Raw genomic sequence first — 23,141 nt, 5'->3', positions numbered from 1 at the left:
TTTATGGTATAATTCTTTTGAGATTGGATATGGAAAATTTAAAAAGTAAAGCTATTATAAAAAAAGAAAAAATCATAGATGCTGCAGTAAAAGTATTTTTACAAAAAGGTTTTGAGAAAGCCACTGTTAGAGAAATTGCAAGAGAAGCTGGAATTACTACAGGAGCAATTTATCATCATTATAGAAATAAAGATGAATTAATTCACGATGCTGTCACAAAGCATATTCACTTTATTGACAGCCTAAATGCCTATAAAGGAAATTCTCTAAAACCTTCTTCTGAAATTATTGATGAAATAAAAGTAGCAGCTTCAAAAAGACTTAGCAATCTTACGGCTCAACGTCTTCATATATTGCTTACAGCAAATGTTTTACTTGATGAGAATACATTATTAGATGAATATAAAGAAACCTACGAATCAATAATATCGAAAACTTCTGATATGTTTGTATATACCTACGGAATTGAAAATGAGAAATACAAAAAAATAGTTGCTTCTATTTTAGTAGCTGCCTTAGATGGATTTGCAATACAAGCTTCTTTAGGAATTCTTGATACTAATGATAAAGAATATATTAATACTATTACAGATTTTTTTGCTAAACTCGGAGAGCATCTAATTATTAGTCATAAGTAAATTGTTCGCGAAGCTCACAGGTGAAAGGTCGACTTCGTCAAAGTGAAAATGCTACTAGCGTAGCGGGGAAAAGTTAACTACGTTAAGGGGAAAATGATACTATAAGTATCAGAGAAAAGCATTTTATCTCATTAGAGATCTTTTCCCTATTGCCATAGGCAATATTTTCTCCTCAGCTTCAGCTGACTTTTCCCCTTTGACGAAGTCAAACTTTTCACCAAAGTACTTCGCACTTTATTTCAAGTATTCATTATTAACCATTTATAGATTCAATTAAGTTTATAAAATCTCCTTCATTCATCTTACTTAAATATATATCAATTAACGTTTTTGTAGGCATATCTTTATATCCTTTTTTCCCATTTACAAATATATTTTCAACTTTTTCTTTAAACCCGTCTATATCTTCTTTTAACTCTTTAATAAACTCATTAATTTCATGTTCAACTAACTCAGCCATTATCTTTTCTCTTAAATCATAGTTAAAACCTTCTGCAAAAGCTTTCTCTTCATCAGTTAATCCAGTAGTGTCATTATTTAATATTTTAAATATATCCATTCCTTTTATATACTCCTCTATATGTTAATATTTATTATTATACCTCTCTAAATTAAAATATGTAAAATATAAAAAGTAGGCAGTCAACTAAAACTACCTACTTTTTATATAGAGTATATTATTTTTGTTTTGAAAAATTTGTACTTAGGTATGTTAAATTTTAAAAGAGATTTTACTTCTTATTAATCACTACTTTATAGCAGCGTCAACTTCCTCTACCATTTTTAAAGTTGAAGTGAATCCACCTACTGATGTATACCAGATTGTTGGATCTAAGTATACAATGTTATCATTCTTATAAGCATCTGTTCTTGCAACTAATTCATTATCAAATAATTCCTTAGCTGAAGTATTTCCACCTGTAACTGCAGCTCTGTCTACAACAAATAAGTATTGAGGATTCTTTTCTGCTACGTATTCAAATGTAGCTTTTTGTCCATGAGTCCCTGCATCAATTGTTGTATCTACTGGAGTTACACCAAACTCTTTATGGATTATACCAAATCTTGATTCTTGTCCATATACGCTGAATGCACCATCATTAGCTAAAGTTATTAATCCGTTTATGTTCTTTTCTGTAACTTTTGCATTTAATTCGGCTATAGCTTTTTCAATTTCTTCTACTTTAGAAGAAACTTCTTTTTCTTTTCCGAAGATTTGACCTAAGATATCCATGTTGTTTTTGAATGATCCTAAGTAATCTGCATTATCAATTCCTAAATGTATTGTTGGAGCTATTTTGTTTAACTCTTCATAATAATCAGCTTGTCTACCTGAAATTATGATTAAATCTGGAGTTAATGCAAATATTGCTTCCATATCTGGTTCTTTTAAAGTACCAATGCTTGAATATTCTTCACCAGCATATTTAGTTAAGTAATCAGGAAGTCCACTTTGAACTACACCTGTAACATTTACTCCTAAGCTATCTAATGCATCTAATATACCGTAGTCAAATACTACTACCTTTTGTGGATTTGTTGTTACTGGTGTTTCACCTAATTCATGTGTTATTGTAATAGTTTCGCTTACAGGTTCAGAGTTACCTCCTACAAACTTAGGTATAGTGATACCTGCTGCAATTAATAATACTAAAATTATCCCGATAATCATTGATTTGTTTTTCATTTTTTGTTCCCCCTTATTTTTTATTTAAAAATACACACATATATTTCTGTTATTTATATTTTCTATATGGAAATCAATCTCATATATTTTTTCTAATTCTTCTTTTTGGATTGTATCTGTAGCGGGTCCATTCTTAACTAGCTGACCATTCTTTAAAGCTACTATATTATCTGAGTAGCATGATGCAAAGTTAATATCATGGATAACTATTACTACAGTTTTTCCAAGTTCATCCGTTAGAGTTCTAAGTATCTTCATTATCTCTACAGAATGCTTCATATCTAAGTTGTTAAGTGGTTCATCTAAGAATATATAGTCGCTATTTTGAGCAATAACCATAGCTATATAAGCTCTTTGTCTTTGTCCTCCACTTAATTCATCTAAATATTTATCTTGAATATCTTCAAGCTGCATATATCTTAAAGCTTGGTCAACATTTTCTATATCTTCCTTCTTTAAGTTACCTCCACAGTGTGGAAATCTACCGAACTCTACAAGTTCTCTAATAGTTAATCTTATGTTTATATTATTTGTCTGTCTTAAGATAGACACTTTTTTAGCTAATTCCTTGTTGTCCCATTCTAAAACATCCTTACCATCTATAAGAACTTCTCCGCTATATCTTTTGATAAGCCTGCTTATTATTGATAATAATGTACTCTTCCCTGCTCCATTAGGACCTATAAAAGATGTAATCTTACCTTCTTCTATTTTAAGAGAGACATTATCAACTACTTTTTTATTACCATAAGCTTTGGTTATATTCTTAACTTCTATCATCTATTTCTCTCCTTCATAACTAAGTAAATAAAGTATATTCCTCCAATAAAGTTTATAATTACACTTACTGAAGTTCCAAAATCCAATAATTGTTCTACTATAAGTTGTCCACCTACCAAAGCTATAACACTTATAATTATCGTTGCTAATCCAAGCACTTCATGCTTATAGGTATTTATCATCTGTCTTGCTATGTTTACTACTAAAAGTCCTAAGAATGTTATAGGTCCAACTAAAGCCGTTGATACTGATGTAAGTATTACCACTATAACAAGTATCTTCTTAGACATCTTATCGTAATCAACACCTAAGCTTATAGCCTCATCTCTTCCAAGAGACATTACGTCTAACACCTTGACGATATCATAACAGTAAGCAATTGAAAGAATAATCACTATACTTGCAAGAAGCATTATATCTGTATTTACATTATTAAAGCTCGCCATCATCTTATCTTGAACTGTTAAAAACTCTGTTGGATCGATAAGAACCTGCATAAAGTTTGTTAAGCTTTCAAAAAGCGTTCCGCAGATAACTCCTATTAAAAGTATTGTAAATATATTTTTTGTTCCTTTTCTAAATACAAACTTATAAAGTACTGCTGAAAAAGCTATCATAACTACTATTGTAATAATGAAGTTTATATTTCCATTAGTTATAAGCACTGATGATGATCCAAGTAAAAATACTACTGTAGTTTGAAGCAGTACATATAATGAATCTAATCCTAGAATACTAGGTGTTAATATCCTGTTATTAGTAACTGTCTGGAATATTAATGATGAAAATCCTATTGCAGCTCCAGTTAAAACCATTGCTATTACCTTAGGTATTCTTCTATACATCGCATATTGATAGTTTGCACTATTTACACCTATCGTTAAAAACAATCCTATAAGTGCTACAGCTACTATCGATAATATTATTAATTTTTTATTATTCTTCATCTTTAGTCCCCCTTATAATCATATAAAGGAATATTGCACTACCAATTACTCCAACCATCATCCCTATTGATATTTCAAATGGGAAAATTATTATTCTTCCTAAAATATCACAGATTAATAAAAATACTGGTCCAAGTAATGCTGTGTGATATAAAGTCTTCTTTAAGTTATCTCCACTATAAAGACTTACTATATTAGGTATTATTAACCCTAGAAACGGAATGTTTCCTACTGTTATAATTGTAACTGCTGATATTAAAGCAACTATTACAAGCCCTACATTAACTACAAAGTTATAATTAAGTCCAAGGTTTATTGAGAACTCTTCTCCCATCCCAACAATTGTAAACTTATTTGCATAAAGAAATGCTAATATTACCATTGGAATACTTAAATAAAGCAGCTCGTATCCACCTTTCATAATTAATGACATGTCACCTTCCATCCAAGAGGTTACATTTTGTACTAAGTCGTACTTTAGAGATATAAATGTGGTAATTGAACCAACTACCTTACCAAGCATCATCCCAACTAGTGGTACAAATATTATATTTTTAAGCTTAATAGCTTTTATCATCTTCATAAATATCATCGTTCCGACTACTGCAAATATAAATGCTGTAATCATCTTCTGCATAGTAGTTGCTGATGTTAGCACCACCATTGAAAATAAAATTCCAAGCTTTGCAAAATCTACTGTTGCTGCCGTTGTTGGCGATACAAACTTATTTTTACTAATCTGCTGCATTATAAGACCACTTATACTAAGTCCTACCCCTGCAACTATTATTGCAATAAGTCTTGGTAGTCTACTTATAAAAATAACTTCTAATTTATCTATATTTAATTCAAATATATCTTTTATACTTATGTTGCTTACACCTATAAATATAGATGCTATCGATAATACAATAAGTATTAAGAACAAATATCTCTTCTTCATGTATTTCCCCCACTTATCAGATGTAGACTTTTTAAATGTCAATATGTTATAATAAAATTCACTCAATCTTCATTGAGAATACATTTTAAATTCATCTACTATATATTATAACAACTTTATTGATAATAATTATCAATTTCATATTTGTATGTTATCATCTATTTCCAAATATGTCTTACACAATATTTGTTTTTATTAAAATATATTTAGGTTATTTTACGAGGTACAAAATGAATGCATTAACACTTAAATTTAATATGGAATCATTCTATTTCTCTACTCATTTACCCATTAAAGCCTTCTCAACTGAAGGACAAGAGTACCACTCTGTGGGCTATGATAAAACATCAGACTTATCTCTAAAGGAACTAGATTTTAATGATTTGATTTCAAAAATATATTCAGATAAAAAAATAAACTCCCCTATAGATATTTCACCTATAGAGGATGTTAATTTTACTGTATGTCCTATTGTTTCTAAAAATTATGAACATGGATTTTATTTAATTGGTCCATATACAACTAATGATGCTTCTTCTAAAGCTATATTTAAGCCTAAACATTGTATAATCTATCTATTAAATATTCTATACATCAAATTAGAAAATATAGATGATAATACTTCTAGTAAGACAAGCTATAATTTCAATGTTAATAAAGCTATAAAATATATTGAAGAAAATTATAAAAAACCAATTACTCTTGATGAAGTCTGCTCTAATATAAATATTAATAAAAGCTATTTCTGTACTATATTTAAAGAGCATACTGGCAAGACCTTCTCACATTACTTAAGTCACTATAGAGTTGACAAATCTAAGGAACTCCTTAAAGATACAGATTTATCAATTACAGAAGTTGCTTTAACAGTAGGTTATAACTCTGTAAATTACTTTAATAATAATTTTAAAAGACTTAATAATATTACTCCCGTTCAATATAGAAATGAGATAAATAATTTAAAATAACTTTATTTAATTAAAAGAAACTGCTACAAAGCAGTTTCTTTTAATTAACCATTATTAATTTGTAATTTTTCATTAAACATAATATATTTTTAGTGAAATAAATATTTCCTAGTTGCGAACAATATAACAATTGATAATATTCCTATCAAATTTTCAAAATTAGACATATGCCCAACAATCAATCCTCTTGCAAGTGCAAAAAGCAATACTTCTACTACTGTTTCTGGTGTATGCTTACATAACATTTTTATAAACTCTATCCCTATAACAAAATTAAAAGCTATATCTAAATAACTGCTAAATGCTTCTAATTTATCACTTTCTGTAAAGATAGATATCAAATCACCAGCTAAATAAATAACTGCTATACTAATAAAAATAGCTAAAAGAATTCCTATTATTATTTCTAAAAAATCTACTACCACAAGTACTTTTTCATTTAAAAACTTCTTCATTTGAATCCCTCTTTTTACAAAATAGTAATTTGACCTCTTTTTATAATTTACCCTAAATATCTATAAATATTTATCAACTATGAACTCCAAAGCATCTTCTTTTTTGCTTTTTAGCCGTTTTATATAATTCGAATTATTTACACCCATAAACTTAATCTCCTAAACTTAATGTCTTGTAAAAGCCTTACATACTATATAACGAAAATAAATATAATTATTCTCAACCCAATATAATTAATTTAAAATTATAAATCACCTTGCTTTGAACTATATCAAAAAAACTTAAATAAGAATACATATGATAGTAAAATTATCACAGGTATTCTTACTTAAGTTTATTTATCATTTTTCTCTCTAAATAAATCCTCCCTTTTCTTTATGAAGCTTTAGATATTTTTCTAATATTATTAGTATCTAATGTTTCAACAAAATCTATTTTATATTTTCCTCTGGAATCCTTATTAAATTTAGCAATTCCAGTTAACTTATCATTCCTAAAAAAAACTACTTTATCAGTATCGTAATTAAATTCATCAATTATATTTATCTCTTCTGATTTATCTATATAATCTTTATGTAGATAGCTTATGCTCCTCTTTATTCCATCCTCGTTGTTTCCATTAATACTCCTTTGAACAAAATAACAATTTAAATAAAAACTACAAATAATAAGTATTATACCAATAAGCCCCACTGCTAAAACCACCTTTTTCTTTTTCAAAACTAAAGACCTCCTACAATATTTGCTACAAGTTAAACAATGTTAATTGACTTACACTTGTATTTTATTATAGAAGGTCACAAAATATTATTATTTACTTTATATATCTACTTATTAAAATATGAATAATTTACCAATTCAAATCCATTATCATCTAAGAATTTTTTAACTTTTTCAGAAGTTAAAACCTTGTGCTCCTTAGCTCTTTGAACATTGTATGAGCTTGATCCTAAAAGAAATGCATCAACGAAAGCTGGATGACACATTAAATCTACAACTTCACTTCCTCTTAAGTCCTCTAAATGCTCTTCAAAGTACTCTTCTTTAGCATTATCCATATAAAAAGTTCCTAAGCATTGAGCATAGTCTATTCCTTCAATAGGCATCATATCTACTGATTTTCTAATAGGTAGCTTGTACTCATTTGCAAGTCTTTCTATTACAGGTCTTAAAAATTCTCTTCCATGTACATGGTGATGTGAATCTAAGTGAGTAATTTCAACTCTTTCACGTACTCTTTCAATTTGAGCCTTAAACTCTCTATATACTTCTTCTAAATCTATATTTTTTATTACTTCTTCACTTGGTTTTCTAATGAAATCTCCATTTTGATCAACTATAGTTTTATGATCTTTTAAAAGTGGTTTATAACAAGTTAATGTCATATGAACACCACATTTTAAAGTAGGATTTTCTTTTATTAATTCCATTCCATGTTCAAAACCTGGCATATTAGCCATAACTGTACATGATGTTACTATTCCATTTTTATGAGCTGATATTATTCCGTGATTTACGCCTTCTGAATATCCAAAATCATCAGCGTTTACTATAATTTTTGCCATTTTTATTTCCCCCTCACGCTTTCCTATGTAAACATTTTCTCGAATGGTAAAAAAATATACTTTTTTATATTAGTAATTATATATTTTCTAAAATATTTTCTCAATAAATATCAATATATTTTCAAAATTTGAAAATTACTAGTTTTACTTTTTATTTATATTTATTGAAATTACACCCCAATTTAAATTTTATTGCAAAACATCCTAAAATCTATTTAATTATACTATTCCCTATCTTATTATGATAAAAGTAAATTTTCATTAGTCTAATTTACTATAATTATATAAATTCTCAATATTTACAAACTTTAAAAGTCTGAATTTTAACATTGTTTTAACTTACTATTTAGTATATTATGTTTACATAACTTTTTAGATAATAGTTACTAGGAGGTAGTCAAAAATGGCAAAATACAAAATTGGGCAGCTTTCTAAAACAATGGGCGTTTCTACTCATTCAATAAAACATTATGAAAAATTTAGACTAGTTCATCCTCATAAAGATGATACTACAAACTATAGATATTATGACCTATCTCAATATGCAAGAATTATAGAGTGTAGAAAATTTAGAAATATCGGTGTACCTATTAAAGATATTTCACTTCTTTTGAATGACTCGAATAATAATGAATTCAATGAAATATTAGAAGATCATATTTCTGACTTAGATTCTCAAATTAAAACTCTCTTACATCAAAAAAAGCTTGCTGAGACTTTATATAATAAAAGTAAATACTGTGATAAATACCTTAATGAATGGTTTATTGATATTATGCCTTCCATATACTTTTTAAAGCAAAGCAACAATACAGATATAATAGAAGATAATCATTCTTTTATTGATGATATAAATCTCATAGATTATGTACCTATAGTTGAATCTATTCTATGTATAAATAAAGATAGCTTTATAAATAACAATATAACTTATTCTTGGGGGCTTGGTTTTACAGAAGAAAATTCTTATTTAATAAACAGTACTATAACTAAAAATAACAAGTTTACTAGAATTGAAAGTAGAAAATGTTTTATAACTTATATAAAAATTCAACTTCCATACATAGCAAATGGCTCACTCATAAATACTATAAAAAATATTTTAATCAAATTTCCTATTAAAATTTCCTCTGATATTCTTGCTTTTTCAATAAAAAAGAGTAATGATAATGGAGTTGTATATGAATATCTTAAAATATGTATACCTATAAACTAGTTATTCTGCTGTATTTAACAAGTTTAGCTAAAACTTAAGTACTATATTCAAGTTTTAATAAAATAATATAAATTTCTCTCGTTTATACTCTATATCTTCAAAAATATAGAGTATTTTTATATCTTTTTTTATAAAAACTAATCAAATCTATTTTTTATTCTATATTGACTTCAGTACTACACTCATATTTAAAATGTGCTTGTTAATTATCAAACAGCAAATGAGGGGGAAAACACATGAAAAGATCTTTAATTAAAAGACTTTCTGCAGTTGTTGCACTTACTTTAAGTCTTTCTTTAGTAAGTTGTACAACTAACAATAATGCTAATAACGATAAAAATTTATCTTTTACAGCTGGAACTTACACAGCAACAGGAAAAGGTAATAATGGCGACATTAAAATTGAAGTTACTGTAAGCGATTCAAAAATCGAAGATATAAAAGTAACAGAATCTTCAGAAACTCCAGGACTAGGAGATGTTGCTTTAGACTCTATGATTGAAAGTATTCTTTCTACTCAAAGCATAGGTGTTGACACAGTAACTGGAGCAACTAACAGTTCTAACGGTTTATTAGAAGCTTTAGAAGCTTGTTTAACTGAAGCTGGTGGAGATTTAGATTCTTTAAAAGTATCAGTTGAAAAGAACGGTGAAGATGAAGTTATGGAAACTGAAGTTGTAGTTATCGGTGGGGGTGCTTCTGGTACTGCTGCTGCTCTACAAGCTACTGATGATGGTGGTAAAGTTATATTAGTTGAAATGACAGCTTCTCCAGCAGGTCAAGGAACTATGGCTGGTGGAATGTTTGCTACTTCTTCAACTGAGCAAAAAGAAAAAGGTGAATTAGTAGATAATAAATGGGTTTATGATCAATTTATAAATACTAGTAACTACACTGCTAACGGTGGATTACTTACAAAAATAATTCAAAATTCTGGTGATACAGTAGATTGGCTAGAAGAAAATGGTTGTGACCTTGTTTTAGCTCACCCTGCTACAGGAGGATACTATGAACATAGATCAACTCACCAAGCTGATACTTTACATGGTTATGCTGAAGGTGGAACAGTTGCATTAACTAAGCTTCACAAATCAATTGAAGAAAAAGGTGGTACAGTATTATACTCTACTAAAGCAACTGAACTTATAATTGAAGACGGTGTTGTTAAGGGTATCATCGCAGAAAAAGCTGATGGTGGTAAATTAACTATAAATGCTCAATCTGTAATATTAGCTACTGGTGGATTTGGTGGTAACGAAGAAAAAGTTGCTGAAACTTTCGGTGAAGGTTTTGGTGTTTCAAGAGTTGCAACTAACATCGGTACTGGTATAGAATTAGCTAAATCAGCTGGTGCAGCTGCAAGCTATGAAGATGCAATCACAATGCACTATGGAGTTTCTAGAGGTGGTACAAAGTGGAATACAACTTTAAATGCTGCACTTCTTAACCCATACCTACATGTTGATGTAGACGGAAATAGATTTATGAACGAAGAATCTTTCATATTTGAACCAATCAAATCTTCTAACGTAATTAAATCTCTTCCTCAAAGAACTGCTTACGAAATATTTGATAGCACTATGATTGAAACAGTTAAAGAAAAAGGATTTGCTGGAATCACTGATGTATTCAGTGGTGAATTAGCTACTGACCCAACAGTATTTATAGAAGTTGGACATCCTGTTAATACAGCTGAAAGATATGAAGCTAGTATAACTCCTGAAGATTTAACTGAAGAAATTGAAGCATTAGTTGCTGAAGGAAAAATCATAAAGGCTGAGAGTCCAGAAGAATTAGCTGAAAAGTTAGGAATGTCTAACTTAGTAGATACAATAAACAGATATAACGAATTATGTGCTGCTGGTGAAGATACAGACCACTTCAAATCAGCTAAGTACTTAGATAACTTAGAAGGAACTCTATATGCAGTAAAAATAACTCCATCTGTATTCTTAGGAACTCTTGGTGGAATAGATATAAATGCTGACTGTGAAGTTTTAGATGCTAACGGTAAAGCTATATCTGGTCTTTATGCTGCTGGTTCAGAAACTAACGGTGCATATGGTAATTCTTACGTATACTTCGAAGGTGGTACTTTAGGTTACGCTTATGGTACTGGTAGAATAGCTGGTTCTTCAGCAGTTAAAAATTTAAGCAAATAATAATAAATAGCCCCTAAAAAATTTTAATATCTTTAACATATTAAAATAATTAAATATAAAAAATGGATATCACCAAAAGGTGGTATCCATTTTTACTTAGTTCATATTTATCAGTTAAAATTTATCTGGAATTGTTCCTTACCAAATTATAGTGCTTTTAATGCTACTGAGTTTAGTAAGCTCCATGGCTTGTTGAAGTGTGGTTGGAAGAAGAAATCTGTCATAGCTAATTCTTCAATAGTCATATTATTTTGAATAACTACTGATAAAGTATTCATAAATTGAGTTAAGTCAATCTTAGATGCTATTTGTCCTCCTAATACTCTTCTTGTATCTTTATCATAAACAAGCTTAATTAAAGCTTTTTCGTAAGTTGGCATAAATTCTGGTCTGTAGTTATCTTCTAAGATTACTGATGCTACATTATAGTTTGTAGTAGCCTTAGCAACACCTTCAGTTAATCCTGTTGATGATATGCATTGATCGTAAATCTTAATTCCTGATGTTCCTTGAGTTCCCATGTACTTAAGAGTTGGTTCATTAATATTTCTAGCAACTAAAGTACCCATTCTTACTGCATTTGTAGCTAGTGGTATGTATCTTGTATCATTAGCTGGGTTGTATTTAACTACACAGCAATCTCCTGCTGCAAATACATCTTCTCTGCTTGTTCTCATGTATTCATCAATGATTATAGCTCCATTTGGTAGAGTTTCTAATTTACCTTGAACTAATTTAGTGTTTGGTGCAAATCCGATACAAAGAACTACTAAATCTCCTTCATAGCTTCCTTTTTCAGTAACAACTCTTGTTACTTTACCATTTTCACCTTCAAACTTTTGAACCTTTTGTCCTAAAGCGAAGTTTACACCTTTAGCTTTAAATTCTGCTTCTGCTAAGTCAGTAAATTCTTTATCTAAATACTTAGGCATTATTCTATCTTCAGCATCTATTAAAGTTACATTTTTACCTTTCATTTCAAAAGCTTCAACTAATTCAACACCAATGTATCCAGCTCCGATTATAACAACATTTTTAGCATCTTCAGCCTTTTCAATTATTGTTAAAGCATGGTCATGGTTTTTACATAAAAGGATATTTTCTAAGTCTCCACCTTCAAATCTTGGAACTATTGGCCATGATCCTAAAGTAAGAACTAATTTATCATAATTATCTTCAAATTCTTCATTTGTAACTAGATTTTTAACTTTTACCTTTTTATTATCAAAATCTATATCTAACACTTCATGTTTCATGTTAGTAATTACACCTTGTTTAGCTAAATTTTCTGGAGAATTATAGAAAAGATCCTTAGTTTCTTTAATTACTCCTCCAACATTTAATGCTATTCCACAAGATAAAAATGATATATTATCATTTTTTTCATATATTGTAATTTCACTTTCTGGGTGAAGTGCTTTTAAATTAACTACTGCTGCTGTTCCAGCATGTGTACATCCAACAACTACTATTTTCATTTCATTTCCTCCTGGATATTGTTTATTTTTTAATTAACATTACTTATTAATAATTATTATTTATAAGTAAATAATACTCCTATTTCTTATAGAAGTAAATACTTTTTTTATTAAATTCATTCTGTATATTATTCCCTTAATTTATTTTTTATAATAAAAAAATCAGCCTAAGCTGATTTTCTTTCTTTTTAATTAATATGCTTCATAACATACGGCCCTTTGCAATTTACTTATTAAGCTCTTTATAACTTACAAATCCATATTCTGAATTAGCAGACTTAATAGCTCTCATTATAGCTTCTTCCATTACTTTAGTAGCTAAAAGACCTGCTACGTTAACATCACATTTAACCTTTCCTGTAGCCATAGTAAATATAGTATCTCCATCAAACATAGTATGTGCTGGTCTCATAGTTCTACCATAAGCATTATGTGTCATTGATGCAACTTTATTAGCTTCTGCCTTTGTTAAGTCTGCATTAGTTACAACAACTCCTATAGTAGTGTTTCCATTAAATGCATCCTTTTTAACATCATACATTTCAATCATCATCTTTTCAGTATTAGCAAAAGTCTTCATATCTTCATTTAAAGCTCCTGCTATTATTTCTCCATTTTCATAATTAATTACATCACCTAAACAATTAACAGAAACTACTGCTCCAATTTTTAAATCGCCGACTTGAACTGCATACATTCCAAGTCCGCCTTTCATAGCAAATTGTGGCCCTTTAAACTTCCCTACTACAGCTCCTGTTCCTGCCCCTATATTACCATTAACATTTTCATTGTATTTTTCTGAATCTATGCAAGCTTTTAATCCCATCTCTTTATTAGGTCTACATTTCATATCTCCACATATAAGATCAAATATTACTGCCTGACATACTATAGGTACCTTTGTAATACTAACATCATGACCTACATTTCTATCCTCAAGATACTCCATAACACCAGCCGCTGCATCTAATCCAAAGGCACTTCCTCCTGATAAAACTACAGCGTGAGCCTTTTGAACCATTTGGACTGGATCTAGAAGATCAGTTTCTCTAGTTCCTGGTGCTCCACCTCTTACATCTACCCCTGCTGAAGCTCCCTCTTCACATATTAATACCGTACATCCAGTTGCTCCTATCCTATCTTCTGCATGCCCAATTCTAATTCCATCAATATCTGCAATATTTATTTCCTTCATAATACTTTACACCTCATCTCAAAATAACATATATACATATTTTAAATTATGGAAATATTATCTTCAACTTATTTGCCTATTTTCATATATAAAAAGCCCTGTTTACATTTCAATTAATATAAAGTAATTACTTTATATTAATATCCTTGCCAAACAGAGCAAAATCATTATATTAATCTATATTTTTTAAAGCTATTATATATTCCATCTTCATCATGAGTTCCCGTTATATCACAAGCTATTTCCTTTAAGGCTTCATTAGCATTCCCCATTGCTATTCCATAATTAACATACTGTAGCATTTCCATATCATTAATTCCATCACCATATGCAAAAGTAGTCTCCCTGGCTAAACCTAAATGTTCTATTAAATACTCAATAGCCAATGCTTTATGCACACCAGGCACAGATAACTCTCCACTATTTTCTCCAAACATTGGAACAGTACAATGTATAACATTAAACTTGTCCTTAAATTCATCTCTAATTGTTTCTATAGAAGTTTCAGAATCTAAAAACGATATCTTATTTATATCATCTCTAATTAAATCTTCTCCTTCAATTAAAGCTTCTATAAACTGTCCTATCCCTTTTTCTAACTCTTTATATAGTTTACTATCTTTGTCTACTCCTTCAAAGACTAATTTATTTAAAGTCTTTTTACAATTCTTACTTGCAAATAAACCTCCATTTGACTCTAAATAGAAATCTATATTATTTTTATCAAAATAATTTACCAAATGTTCAACATCTTCTCTATTTACCTTTTTATGAAGAATAATTTCATTATTTACTTCAATATACCCACCTGCAGCACCTATAACTCCATCAAAACCTATTTCCATAATTTCATCATATATCTCTGCTTTAGAACGACCTGTACATAAAAACACATAATGTCCATTATTTCTAGCTTGTCTCACTGCATCTTTTGCAGATTCAGGTACCACTCCATTATCATTAACCAATGTTCCATCTACATCTAAAAAAATTACTTTTTTACTCATATAAATATCCTCTTTGTCTTATTATTATGTCTATATTATTACATTAGATATATAGTTATAGTTTTCAAATTATGAAAATATTCTCTCTCTAACTTTATAAAAACCATAAGATAAACATCATTATAATATGAACTACAATATTATAATTCCTCTTTAATCATTTAATTAAATTCACTTATACTTAACAGCATTTATTACGCTCCTATTATTACCATTTTTTATGTTATAATAGTTATATAAATTTTCATTATTCAGTTATAGGAGAAAGCTATGAATATTAATTTTAGATATAGTAAAGATAATCATATTAGTAATATCCACTGTTCAAAGATAAATACTTCTGAGTCATTTAATCTCAGTAGTTATATAAATTCTCTAGGTGAATTTTTAGCAACTAGAGATATAGATAATTTATCAGTAGAATCTTTATATAATAAATATAGTATATTAAATGTAGATATTTTAGTATTACTCGGCAATGCTATTCCCTACACTATTGGCGTTGCTTATGAAGCCTACAAGAAGGGACTCTGCAATAAAATTTTAGTTTCTGGTGGCATTGGTCATTCTACCCACTTCTTAAGAAGTGCTATTCAAACTAATTTCAAATTTAATGACGTTAAAATCGATAATAATTCCGAAGCTGATATTTTCAAAGATATTTTAGTTAACTATTATAATGTTCCTGAAAAAGATATAATAGTAGAAAGTCAATCTACCAACTGTGGTGATAATGCTTTAAAATCTGTTCAATTGCTTGATAAGTTAAAAATAAGCTATAATTCTATATTGCTAATTCAAGATCCAACTATGCAACTTAGAAGCTATGCATCTTTTGCAAAATACTTAGAAGACAAAGATGTTAAAATTATCAATTATGCTCCATTTATTCCTACTCTAGATAATAATATGCTATTCATTAATAAAGACATAGATGGTATTTGGGATATTGATAGGTATTTAAATCTTATAGTAGGCGAAATACCTAGATTAAAAGATAACGAAAAAGGATACGGTCCTAATGGTAAAAACTTCATAGTTCATGTTGATATTCCAGACTATATAACTGATAATTATAATAAAATTACGTCTTTTATTGATAATTCAAGATAAAAGGAGTTGCTAAAAAAAGCAACTCCTTTATATATTACATTAATACCGATGATATTAAATTCCATACTACTGCAATAAAAGCTACTAACCCTGCTACCTTTAATAAATCTACAGCTTCAATCTTAACTATTTGAAGTACTGAATCCTTGCTTTGTAATATCCTACTCTTCCTTCCAACTCTTTTAGCCTTAATCTCAAAGCTTAAAAAACCATACATTCTAACTATTAAAGCTATAGCTATTATAATAGTTCCCCAAATATGACAATTCTCTTCATCAGCAAAATTACCACCAAATAAATATAAAATTACACCTAATGCTATTACTAAAACTGCTTGTATATTAGCTATAAGTCCACTATTTATAAATCTCCATGTAACAAATCTTTTCATAAGTGTTTTTTTCTTTTCTTCTTTTAGTTCTTTTTCATAGCAGTTATAATGGTAAGGTTTACCATTCAAAATAACTAAATCCTCTTTCTCCTCAATAACTTCTAAACATTTTTCACAATATACTTGTCGGTTCATTCTAAAACCTCCATAATAATTTTTTCCCACCCACTAATATATTATGCTGTATTTTCTTTAAATCTACATAGTCAAAACGGCTTAACAATGCTATTTTTAACAGTTTTTCACTTTAAATTACAAACCTCTTTAAAAATTACATCTAACCAATCTTCTAAGTATAAATATTTTAATAAGTTGGATTGAAATTTAGTAAATTTTTTATTTTATTTACTTTTAAGTTATAATATTATCGTACTTGTCAATAATTCCAAATAGAACACGGAGGTATTTTATGATTGTCATAAGTTATATTTATTTTTTAATTTTAGCTTTAATAATTTGGATTATATATAGAGTTATTGTTTGTAAGAAATCATTTAAAGTTAATATATTTAGAGAAGTATTTATTAATCTTTTCTTTATTTATTTCCTTATTGTAATTTATCTTACATTCTTTAAATATGGTATGCTTCACCTTGATTTACGTATGAGAAGTTATGCTAACTTAATCCCACTAGTTGAGACTATTAAGATGTTTAAAGATAATTTCATGGGGCTTGGTAATTCACTTTATAATGTTTTAGGTAATGTATTACTTTTTGTTCCTTTAGGCTTCGGAATCCCTTTATTCTTTAAAAATCATAATAAATTAAGAAAAGTAGCTTTTTATGGTTTTGTAGCATCATTTTCAATTGAATTACTTCAATATTTAACTTGTACTAATTTCACTGATATAGATGATATAATTTTTAATACCTTAGGAGCTATAATTGGATTTGTTATTTTTAATATCTTTATATTAATTATTGAAAGAACTAAACTTATCAACTTAGTAGAAAAATTACAGGTTAATTACAAAGGTAGTTTAATAACCCTTAGTTCAAAATTCTTATTATCTATAACTATAACTACAATTGCTGTTTTCTTTGGAATACTTTATAGCTTTACTGTTTCTGGTAATCAATCTGATGAAGATATTGCAGAAGCTGTATTTACGTATAGTACTGGAAATGAATACGTAGAATCTGCTCAATTCTTTAATCATAAATTATTCTTACAAGATAATGCTGATTATTTTGAACTTAAAATAGCTGATGAAGTTTTACAAAATCGCTATGTACAAGGTTTTTCTACTCAAGTTCAATGGGATGGTAATGACTATGGATATTCAATTGCCATTATAAATGATGATAGTAAAATCGGTGTAATTGTATTTGGTAAAAATAACGATGCTAAAACTATTACTATAAACTTTGCTGGTGATGTATATTCTCAATTTATCTTTGAAGATGAATACTTTATAACAACATTTCCAATACTAAAGGAACTACCTGAAAATACAACAATATATGATATTTACTCTACAGGTGAATCTAATGATTTAAAAGTATATTTTAATGAAAGTGACGGCACTACCTGTAGACACATGAAATATCTCAAATAATTTTTGTAAAAATAATAAGGCAATATATATACTATTACTTTATCTCTTATAAATTACTAGTATATCTCTTTTTATAGATTTCTTTATAATTACTTTAAAATTTCTCATAAAAACAAGCAATCTTTTTAGAGGATTGCTTGTTTTATATAATATCTACTTAAAATAATCTCAATTTATATCATTTTTCATATTCGCCTTAAATACAAATACTGAAATTATATATATAACTACAGCATATATAGTAACTACTATTAGTGGTATTATAATCTTATCAAACTCTCCTACAATTGCCATTCTAGCAGCTTCTACTCCATGATAAAAAGGTAAAATATTGCATATAGTTTTCATTCCTGAATTTAAACTTTCTATATCCATCCATATACCACCTAATATAGATGAAATAGTTATTATAATAGATGTTAAAGGTGGTGCTGATTTCTCCCCAAATAATGTTCCAAATAACATTCCAAATCCAATAAATAAAATCACTGATGGTATTAATGTTATAATAGATACTACTACATTTAAAATATTAAAAGTATATCCAGAAAAAACACCTATAATTGCAGCTACTAAAAACGTAATAACACTTTGAGCTAATGCAATAATAAAGAACGGCATCATATATCCACCAATAAAATCTCTTGATTTCATTGGAGATGCATACAGTCTAATTAAAAATGCACTTGCTCTATCCTTTGATACCTGTAAACATGTAAATAGCATAATAAATGTTAATCCAAATACAGCTATTCCTGGTGCTAAATACTCTATATTAAAAATCTTCATATTAGCTTCTTTAGGAATACTATTATTTACAAAAGTCATTATAATAAGCATAATTATTGGAAACCCTAAACAAAATATATAACTTAGAGGATCTCTTAATACCTCTTTAATATTCCTCTTTGCAAAAGTCTTACTTCTCATATTTCATTTCTCCTTCTGCTATCTTCACAAAAGCCTCTTCAAGACTAGTAGTATTAGTTAACTCTTTTAGTTCTACAGCTGTTCCTAAAGCTTTAATTTCTCCTTTTACCATAATAGCAATTCTATCTGATAAAGCTTCAGCTTCCTCTAAATAATGAGTAGTTAAGATAATTGTGGTTTTACCTTTTAGATTATTTATAATTCCCCATAATTCTCTTCTAGCTAATACATCAAGCCCAAGAGTAGGTTCGTCCAAAAATAATATTTTAGGTTCACTTATTAATGCCATAGCTATACTTAATCGCCTTTGCCATCCACCGGATAATGTTTTTGCTTTTTGATTCTCAATTTCTTCTAATGAAAATTTATTTATAATCTCCGTTGTCCGTTCTTTAAAGTTATCTTTTTTAAAACCATATATTTCAGCCATAAACTCTAAATTTTCTTTTACTGTAAGATTAGGTGCTATAGATGTTTCTTGTGGTGAAACACCTATTATTTCTTTTATTTTATCTAAATCTTCTAAAATACTTTTATTAAAAATTAAAGCATCTCCACTTGTTGGTTTCGAAAGTCCTGAAAGCATTTTTATAGTAGTAGTTTTACCTGCCCCGTTAACTCCAAGAAGCGCAAAAAGTTCTCCTTCTTCAATATTTAAATTTATTGAGTTAACAACAATCTTATTTTTAAATTTCTTCTGTAAATTTTTAATTTCAATTGCCTTCATTTTAATCCTCCTCAATAACTTGTGAACTAATCATTTGATTAAAAAACTCCTCCACATCTTCACATCTTTTAATTCCTATACCAAAATCAATATCTCCTAGTATTAAAAGTCTATCACCAGCTTTAATATTAAATACTTCTCTTGCTTTTTTAGGAATTATTATTTGTCCTCTTTCTCCAACCTTTACTACTCCGAACATGAACTTTCCTTTTGGAGTAACTAACTTACTTTCCTTATTTATAATTGTAGCAACTAAGTCATCTAAAGTTACATCATATAATTTTGCTAGTTCCATACATTTATTTATATCAGGAATACTTTCTCCATTCTCCCACTTTGCGACAGATTGTCTAGATACCCCTAGTTTTTCTGCTATATCCTCTTGTGTATATTTATTATAAATTCTTAACTTTCTCAAATTTTCATTAATCATACTTTTCATACCTCCTACTACTATTCTATTACTATTTTACCCACCTCTGAACCAACTATAATTAACATTTGATGTTAAACTTAGTTGCGTATTTAATAATAAAAAAAACAAAGCAGTCATTTCTAACTGCTTTGTTTTTAATATTCCATCATTATATGAGTAGCTGTAGTTTCTATTGACTTCTGATTATCTATATTATATAAATACATCGCTTTTGAAATATCAGCAATTTTATCTGGTCCATCATATACATTATCAGTCATCATAATTATTATATAGGGCTCGTCTGTAAATACTATTCCAATATCGTGTGTATAACCTTCATTACTTCCTATTTTATGAGCTACAATATCTTGAGGTAAATATTTATCTAATCTATCGTGAAAATCTGTATTTTTAAGATAATCTATTAAAGTAGCATAATTAGAGTTATTTCTATTTTCGTATATATATCTTAATATCTCTAACTCAACCCTTGCAGAAGTTATATTGTCATAATCTCCATAATTAATACCCAAAAGTTCAAAAAGCCTCCACTTAAAATTTGACCATCCTCCAATATAGCTATATATCATAGTAGCTGCTATATTATCTGAATATTTGATTGAGTACTCAATTAAAGTTCTTAATGGTAATGCTCCAAAACTTAAATCATATTGTAAAATCCCAGTTCCACCTTGATATTGCCATGGACTATAATAAACTAAATCATCTAATGTTATTTCTCCATTATCAACCATATTATACGCTACAAGACTTAATCCTAACTTATAAAGACTTGCAGCGTCCATATATAAATCTTCATTAAAAGATAATGTTTCTTCATTTACTAAATTATAATATATAAAGCTTGTACGACATTTATCATCACCTAAATAATTATCTATTCTCTCTATTATATCTATATCTTTATTAAAAAGAGGATTACTTAAATCTCCTTCTATATCTATCTCTTCATTTTCTTTTCCTATTACTTTTTCTGGTTCTTCTTCCTCAATAATCTCTTCTTCATTAAGCCCCTCATCGGTATTTTCTATATCACTATCAATATTTTCTGTGTCCAATGACATATGCTCTTCATTTTCATCTAATGTATACGCATATACATCTTTAATCTCTATATCAGAACTTGTCCTAATTCTATTATTTATTGCTGCACTCCCTAAAATAATAAATATACATAAAATCATAAAATTTCTAACAACATTTTTCAATTACTACACATCCTTAAGATATTTTAACTATGACAATAATTTCTATTAGTATTCTATGATATAGTTCGTTATTTATTATGAATTTATTATGAAAATAATATAGAAAATGCAGCTCAAAAGTATAGCTATTCTTTTATCCAATATTCACTACAATCATTAGATCTATCTAAAAATCCATATTCAATTAATGCTCTTCTTAATGTTACATAATCATCAAATATTCTCTGTAATATTCGATTTATTTCTTTCTCTGAATACTTTTTCCCACACTTAAAGTTCTTACATATTTCTTCTAGAATAATAACTTTTTTCTTTTCTCTGGCTGGATAACTTTTAAGTCTCTTATTTTCATCCATATAATTTTCTATGACTTTAACTTTTTCTTCATCGGTTATATTAAATCTATCATCTAAGGTAGTTGCAGTTTTGTGAGGATCACATATCACCGTATTTTCTAAAATATTAATATTTCTACTAGTATTATTCTCCAATAAATCCATCATAGCTAAAAATACCTTAGCTTGCTTTTCTTTTTCTCTTAACTTATAACGATGATTTCTTATAGTTGAATTAGCAACTTTTAACCTCTGTGCTATTTCCTTATCAGATAAACCCATAGCCATTAACTCTAAAACATTCTTTTGAACTTCTGATATTCCAGTAAATGTAGGATTCATATTTAATAAATAATTAAGCATTGAGTTATGCTTTTCTTCCATATGAATTTCAGCAGTTTTTCTTGCATCGTAAAACTTACCATCAATTTCATAAATCCTACCAATAGTAAATACTTCTCCACATACTAGGCATTTAATACTTCCTGCCTCTTCAATATACCCATTTTTTATTTCATCAATTGATGAGTTCCAAAAACTTTGACTTATCTCCATTTCACCATACCTCTTTTCCTATCTTTTCCTGTAATACAATTATATGAAACATTATTATATTTTGTCTATATATAAATAAACATTTTTATAATTAGTTTTTTATATTTGTATAAATAAAAAAGATAGCTTCAAATTCAAGCTATCTCTTTAGATTATAAAACTTTTAGTTTTGATGAATATTTAACTTTAATTTATTCCACTTTTTTATAGTTATTATTGAAGTTACAATTAATGTTATAATTATAAATACCGTATTATATATTGAATTACTAAAACTATCTCCTAAAAAACTATAAAGCGAAACCGCTGGAATGTTTGCTATTATAAAAGTAATAATAAATCTCCTATATCCTAACCCTAAATATGAAGATAAATAACAAATAACATCCGTAGGTGCTACTGGACATAAAACTCCTATAGCTAAAATTTTATGATTTTCTTCTTCTACAAGTTTATATATGTCTTTATATTTTTTCTTAATTTTATTTTTTATTCCTTCAAACAAATCCATTTTTCCTAATATAAATACTAATGTATCACTTAAAACTAATCCTAATAATGATAATATCAATGCTTCAATTGGTGAAAATATAAGTCCACCTAGCAACATAAGGCTAACCCCTGGAATAAATGCTATTAATCTTATAATCCATATTCCTAAAAAAACTAAATATGCAATATTGCTTCCTTTTATAATCATCTTTAAATTTTCTATACTTAAATCTATAGGATTAAACAAACAAAATGTTATACTTACTAAAATAATCATAGATAATATAATAACGTTGTATACCTTTCTCTTTTTCATGTACTTCCTCCTAAATAATATTATCTATAAAT

Annotated in this window: 24 protein-coding genes; 6 read left to right on the top strand and 18 right to left on the bottom strand. The window is 28.0% G+C overall.

Annotation, left to right across the window (positions count from 1 at the left end; translation table 11 throughout):
- The first annotated feature begins 29 nt into the window (after window positions 1-29).
- A complete protein-coding gene (locus LQE93_RS09400; RefSeq protein WP_055267145.1) occupies window positions 30-638 on the top strand; it encodes a TetR/AcrR family transcriptional regulator in 609 nt (202 codons plus the stop codon).
- Between the two features lie 253 nt (window positions 639-891).
- On the opposite strand, the gene LQE93_RS09395 is transcribed toward LQE93_RS09400, so the two are convergent.
- From LQE93_RS09395 to LQE93_RS09375, 5 genes are all read right to left on the bottom strand, one after another.
- Window positions 892-1,197, bottom strand: a complete 306-nt coding sequence (locus tag LQE93_RS09395) for a hypothetical protein (RefSeq protein WP_055267147.1) — start codon at window positions 1,195-1,197, stop codon at window positions 892-894.
- Between the two features lie 189 nt (window positions 1,198-1,386).
- Entirely contained in the window at window positions 1,387-2,325 is a 939-nt protein-coding gene (locus tag LQE93_RS09390) for a siderophore ABC transporter substrate-binding protein (protein ID WP_231073215.1), read from the bottom strand.
- A gap of 24 nt (window positions 2,326-2,349) precedes the next feature.
- A complete protein-coding gene (locus tag LQE93_RS09385; RefSeq protein WP_231073213.1) occupies window positions 2,350-3,105 on the bottom strand; it encodes an iron ABC transporter ATP-binding protein in 756 nt (251 codons plus the stop codon).
- Window positions 3,102-4,052 carry an iron chelate uptake ABC transporter family permease subunit gene (locus LQE93_RS09380; RefSeq protein WP_055267153.1) on the bottom strand — a complete coding sequence of 317 codons (951 nt, stop codon included), beginning with the start codon at window positions 4,050-4,052 and terminating at the stop codon, window positions 3,102-3,104. Before LQE93_RS09380 ends, LQE93_RS09385 begins: the two co-directional genes overlap by 4 nt.
- Window positions 4,042-4,995 carry an ABC transporter permease gene (locus LQE93_RS09375; protein ID WP_231073211.1) on the bottom strand — a complete coding sequence of 318 codons (954 nt, stop codon included), beginning with the start codon at window positions 4,993-4,995 and terminating at the stop codon, window positions 4,042-4,044. The genes LQE93_RS09380 and LQE93_RS09375 overlap by 11 nt, the downstream gene beginning before the upstream one ends.
- Before the next feature lie 230 nt (window positions 4,996-5,225).
- On the opposite strand from LQE93_RS09375, the gene LQE93_RS09370 reads away from it, so the two are divergent.
- A complete protein-coding gene (locus LQE93_RS09370) occupies window positions 5,226-5,963 on the top strand; it encodes a helix-turn-helix transcriptional regulator (protein ID WP_231073209.1) in 738 nt (245 codons plus the stop codon).
- Between the two features lie 89 nt (window positions 5,964-6,052).
- On the opposite strand, the gene LQE93_RS09365 is transcribed toward LQE93_RS09370, so the two are convergent.
- The 3 genes from LQE93_RS09365 to chbG all read right to left on the bottom strand — a co-directional run bounded on the left by LQE93_RS09365 (window position 6,053) and on the right by chbG (window position 7,984).
- Window positions 6,053-6,418, bottom strand: a complete 366-nt coding sequence (locus tag LQE93_RS09365) for a transporter (protein WP_231073207.1) — start codon at window positions 6,416-6,418, stop codon at window positions 6,053-6,055.
- Window positions 6,419-6,794: 376 nt separating this feature from the next.
- A complete protein-coding gene (locus LQE93_RS09360) occupies window positions 6,795-7,139 on the bottom strand; it encodes a hypothetical protein (RefSeq protein ID WP_055267160.1) in 345 nt (114 codons plus the stop codon).
- Between the two features lie 107 nt (window positions 7,140-7,246).
- The gene (chbG, locus tag LQE93_RS09355) at window positions 7,247-7,984 is read right to left on the bottom strand and encodes a chitin disaccharide deacetylase (RefSeq protein WP_055267162.1); all 738 of its coding nucleotides are present in this window, start codon (window positions 7,982-7,984) and stop codon (window positions 7,247-7,249) included.
- A gap of 403 nt (window positions 7,985-8,387) precedes the next feature.
- Between chbG and LQE93_RS09350 the strand changes: the two genes are divergently transcribed.
- Window positions 8,388-9,200 (top strand): helix-turn-helix domain-containing protein, encoded by an 813-nt coding sequence (locus tag LQE93_RS09350; protein ID WP_186838043.1) that lies wholly within the window; start codon window positions 8,388-8,390, stop codon window positions 9,198-9,200.
- Between the two features lie 236 nt (window positions 9,201-9,436).
- Complete coding sequence (locus LQE93_RS09345) at window positions 9,437-11,362, top strand: FAD-dependent oxidoreductase (RefSeq protein WP_231073205.1); 1,926 nt, start codon at window positions 9,437-9,439, stop codon at window positions 11,360-11,362.
- Window positions 11,363-11,508: 146 nt separating this feature from the next.
- Here the strand turns inward: LQE93_RS09345 and LQE93_RS09340 are convergent, their stop codons facing one another.
- The 3 genes from LQE93_RS09340 to LQE93_RS09330 form a co-directional block, all read right to left on the bottom strand.
- Window positions 11,509-12,840, bottom strand: a complete 1,332-nt coding sequence (locus tag LQE93_RS09340) for an FAD-dependent oxidoreductase (protein WP_055267166.1) — start codon at window positions 12,838-12,840, stop codon at window positions 11,509-11,511.
- A 226-nt stretch (window positions 12,841-13,066) separates the two neighbouring features.
- A complete protein-coding gene (locus LQE93_RS09335; RefSeq protein ID WP_231073204.1) occupies window positions 13,067-14,035 on the bottom strand; it encodes a P1 family peptidase in 969 nt (322 codons plus the stop codon).
- 167 nt (window positions 14,036-14,202) lie between these two features.
- Complete coding sequence (locus LQE93_RS09330) at window positions 14,203-15,042, bottom strand: Cof-type HAD-IIB family hydrolase (protein WP_231073197.1); 840 nt, start codon at window positions 15,040-15,042, stop codon at window positions 14,203-14,205.
- 270 nt (window positions 15,043-15,312) lie between these two features.
- Between LQE93_RS09330 and LQE93_RS09325 the strand changes: the two genes are divergently transcribed.
- Entirely contained in the window at window positions 15,313-16,155 is an 843-nt protein-coding gene (locus tag LQE93_RS09325; RefSeq protein ID WP_231073195.1) for a YdcF family protein, read from the top strand.
- Between the two features lie 34 nt (window positions 16,156-16,189).
- On the opposite strand, the gene LQE93_RS09320 is transcribed toward LQE93_RS09325, so the two are convergent.
- On the bottom strand, window positions 16,190-16,681 hold the full coding sequence (locus LQE93_RS09320; protein ID WP_055267172.1) for a hypothetical protein: 492 nt from the start codon (window positions 16,679-16,681) through the stop codon (window positions 16,190-16,192).
- 274 nt (window positions 16,682-16,955) lie between these two features.
- Between LQE93_RS09320 and LQE93_RS09315 the strand changes: the two genes are divergently transcribed.
- Complete coding sequence (locus LQE93_RS09315) at window positions 16,956-18,107, top strand: VanZ family protein (protein ID WP_231073193.1); 1,152 nt, start codon at window positions 16,956-16,958, stop codon at window positions 18,105-18,107.
- Window positions 18,108-18,275: 168 nt separating this feature from the next.
- Here LQE93_RS09315 and LQE93_RS09310 read toward each other — a convergent pair whose 3' ends face one another.
- From LQE93_RS09310 to LQE93_RS09285, 6 genes are all read right to left on the bottom strand, one after another.
- Window positions 18,276-19,037: an ABC transporter permease gene (locus LQE93_RS09310; RefSeq protein ID WP_231073191.1), complete on the bottom strand. Its 762-nt coding sequence runs from the start codon at window positions 19,035-19,037 to the stop codon at window positions 18,276-18,278.
- Complete coding sequence (locus tag LQE93_RS09305; protein ID WP_231073189.1) at window positions 19,027-19,764, bottom strand: ABC transporter ATP-binding protein; 738 nt, start codon at window positions 19,762-19,764, stop codon at window positions 19,027-19,029. The genes LQE93_RS09310 and LQE93_RS09305 overlap by 11 nt, the downstream gene beginning before the upstream one ends.
- 1 nt (window position 19,765) lies before the next feature.
- A complete protein-coding gene (locus tag LQE93_RS09300) occupies window positions 19,766-20,206 on the bottom strand; it encodes a helix-turn-helix transcriptional regulator (RefSeq protein ID WP_341380554.1) in 441 nt (146 codons plus the stop codon).
- A 128-nt stretch (window positions 20,207-20,334) separates the two neighbouring features.
- Window positions 20,335-21,411: a serine hydrolase gene (locus LQE93_RS09295; RefSeq protein WP_231073182.1), complete on the bottom strand. Its 1,077-nt coding sequence runs from the start codon at window positions 21,409-21,411 to the stop codon at window positions 20,335-20,337.
- Between the two features lie 125 nt (window positions 21,412-21,536).
- Entirely contained in the window at window positions 21,537-22,301 is a 765-nt protein-coding gene (locus LQE93_RS09290) for a DUF2087 domain-containing protein (protein ID WP_231073180.1), read from the bottom strand.
- Between the two features lie 163 nt (window positions 22,302-22,464).
- Window positions 22,465-23,109 (bottom strand): TVP38/TMEM64 family protein, encoded by a 645-nt coding sequence (locus tag LQE93_RS09285; RefSeq protein ID WP_231073178.1) that lies wholly within the window; start codon window positions 23,107-23,109, stop codon window positions 22,465-22,467.
- Window positions 23,110-23,141: the final 32 nt, after the last annotated feature.

The organism is Clostridium sp. NSJ-145, from assembly GCF_021044725.1.
Lineage (GTDB): Bacteria > Bacillota > Clostridia > Clostridiales > Clostridiaceae > Clostridium > Clostridium disporicum_B.
Note: the sequence above shows the minus strand (reverse complement) of the source record. Positions and strands in the feature narration are given on the sequence as shown.

Coding starts and splice junctions, on each gene's coding strand:
- LQE93_RS09300 (WP_341380554.1), bottom strand. CDS start 20,206: ATGAAAAGTATGATTAATGAAAATTTGAGAAAGTTAAGAATTTATAAT.
- LQE93_RS09315 (WP_231073193.1), top strand. CDS start 16,956: ATGATTGTCATAAGTTATATTTATTTTTTAATTTTAGCTTTAATAATT.
- LQE93_RS09325 (WP_231073195.1), top strand. CDS start 15,313: ATGAATATTAATTTTAGATATAGTAAAGATAATCATATTAGTAATATC.
- LQE93_RS09385 (WP_231073213.1), bottom strand. CDS start 3,105: ATGATAGAAGTTAAGAATATAACCAAAGCTTATGGTAATAAAAAAGTA.
- LQE93_RS09350 (WP_186838043.1), top strand. CDS start 8,388: ATGGCAAAATACAAAATTGGGCAGCTTTCTAAAACAATGGGCGTTTCT.
- LQE93_RS09400 (WP_055267145.1), top strand. CDS start 30: ATGGAAAATTTAAAAAGTAAAGCTATTATAAAAAAAGAAAAAATCATA.
- LQE93_RS09345 (WP_231073205.1), top strand. CDS start 9,437: ATGAAAAGATCTTTAATTAAAAGACTTTCTGCAGTTGTTGCACTTACT.
- LQE93_RS09365 (WP_231073207.1), bottom strand. CDS start 6,418: ATGAAGAAGTTTTTAAATGAAAAAGTACTTGTGGTAGTAGATTTTTTA.
- LQE93_RS09335 (WP_231073204.1), bottom strand. CDS start 14,035: ATGAAGGAAATAAATATTGCAGATATTGATGGAATTAGAATTGGGCAT.
- LQE93_RS09290 (WP_231073180.1), bottom strand. CDS start 22,301: ATGGAGATAAGTCAAAGTTTTTGGAACTCATCAATTGATGAAATAAAA.
- LQE93_RS09390 (WP_231073215.1), bottom strand. CDS start 2,325: ATGAAAAACAAATCAATGATTATCGGGATAATTTTAGTATTATTAATT.
- LQE93_RS09310 (WP_231073191.1), bottom strand. CDS start 19,037: ATGAGAAGTAAGACTTTTGCAAAGAGGAATATTAAAGAGGTATTAAGA.
- LQE93_RS09320 (WP_055267172.1), bottom strand. CDS start 16,681: ATGAACCGACAAGTATATTGTGAAAAATGTTTAGAAGTTATTGAGGAG.
- LQE93_RS09380 (WP_055267153.1), bottom strand. CDS start 4,052: ATGAAGAATAATAAAAAATTAATAATATTATCGATAGTAGCTGTAGCA.
- LQE93_RS09330 (WP_231073197.1), bottom strand. CDS start 15,042: ATGAGTAAAAAAGTAATTTTTTTAGATGTAGATGGAACATTGGTTAAT.
- LQE93_RS09305 (WP_231073189.1), bottom strand. CDS start 19,764: ATGAAGGCAATTGAAATTAAAAATTTACAGAAGAAATTTAAAAATAAG.
- chbG (WP_055267162.1), bottom strand. CDS start 7,984: ATGGCAAAAATTATAGTAAACGCTGATGATTTTGGATATTCAGAAGGC.
- LQE93_RS09285 (WP_231073178.1), bottom strand. CDS start 23,109: ATGAAAAAGAGAAAGGTATACAACGTTATTATATTATCTATGATTATT.
- LQE93_RS09375 (WP_231073211.1), bottom strand. CDS start 4,995: ATGAAGAAGAGATATTTGTTCTTAATACTTATTGTATTATCGATAGCA.
- LQE93_RS09340 (WP_055267166.1), bottom strand. CDS start 12,840: ATGAAAATAGTAGTTGTTGGATGTACACATGCTGGAACAGCAGCAGTA.
- LQE93_RS09395 (WP_055267147.1), bottom strand. CDS start 1,197: ATGGATATATTTAAAATATTAAATAATGACACTACTGGATTAACTGAT.
- LQE93_RS09370 (WP_231073209.1), top strand. CDS start 5,226: ATGAATGCATTAACACTTAAATTTAATATGGAATCATTCTATTTCTCT.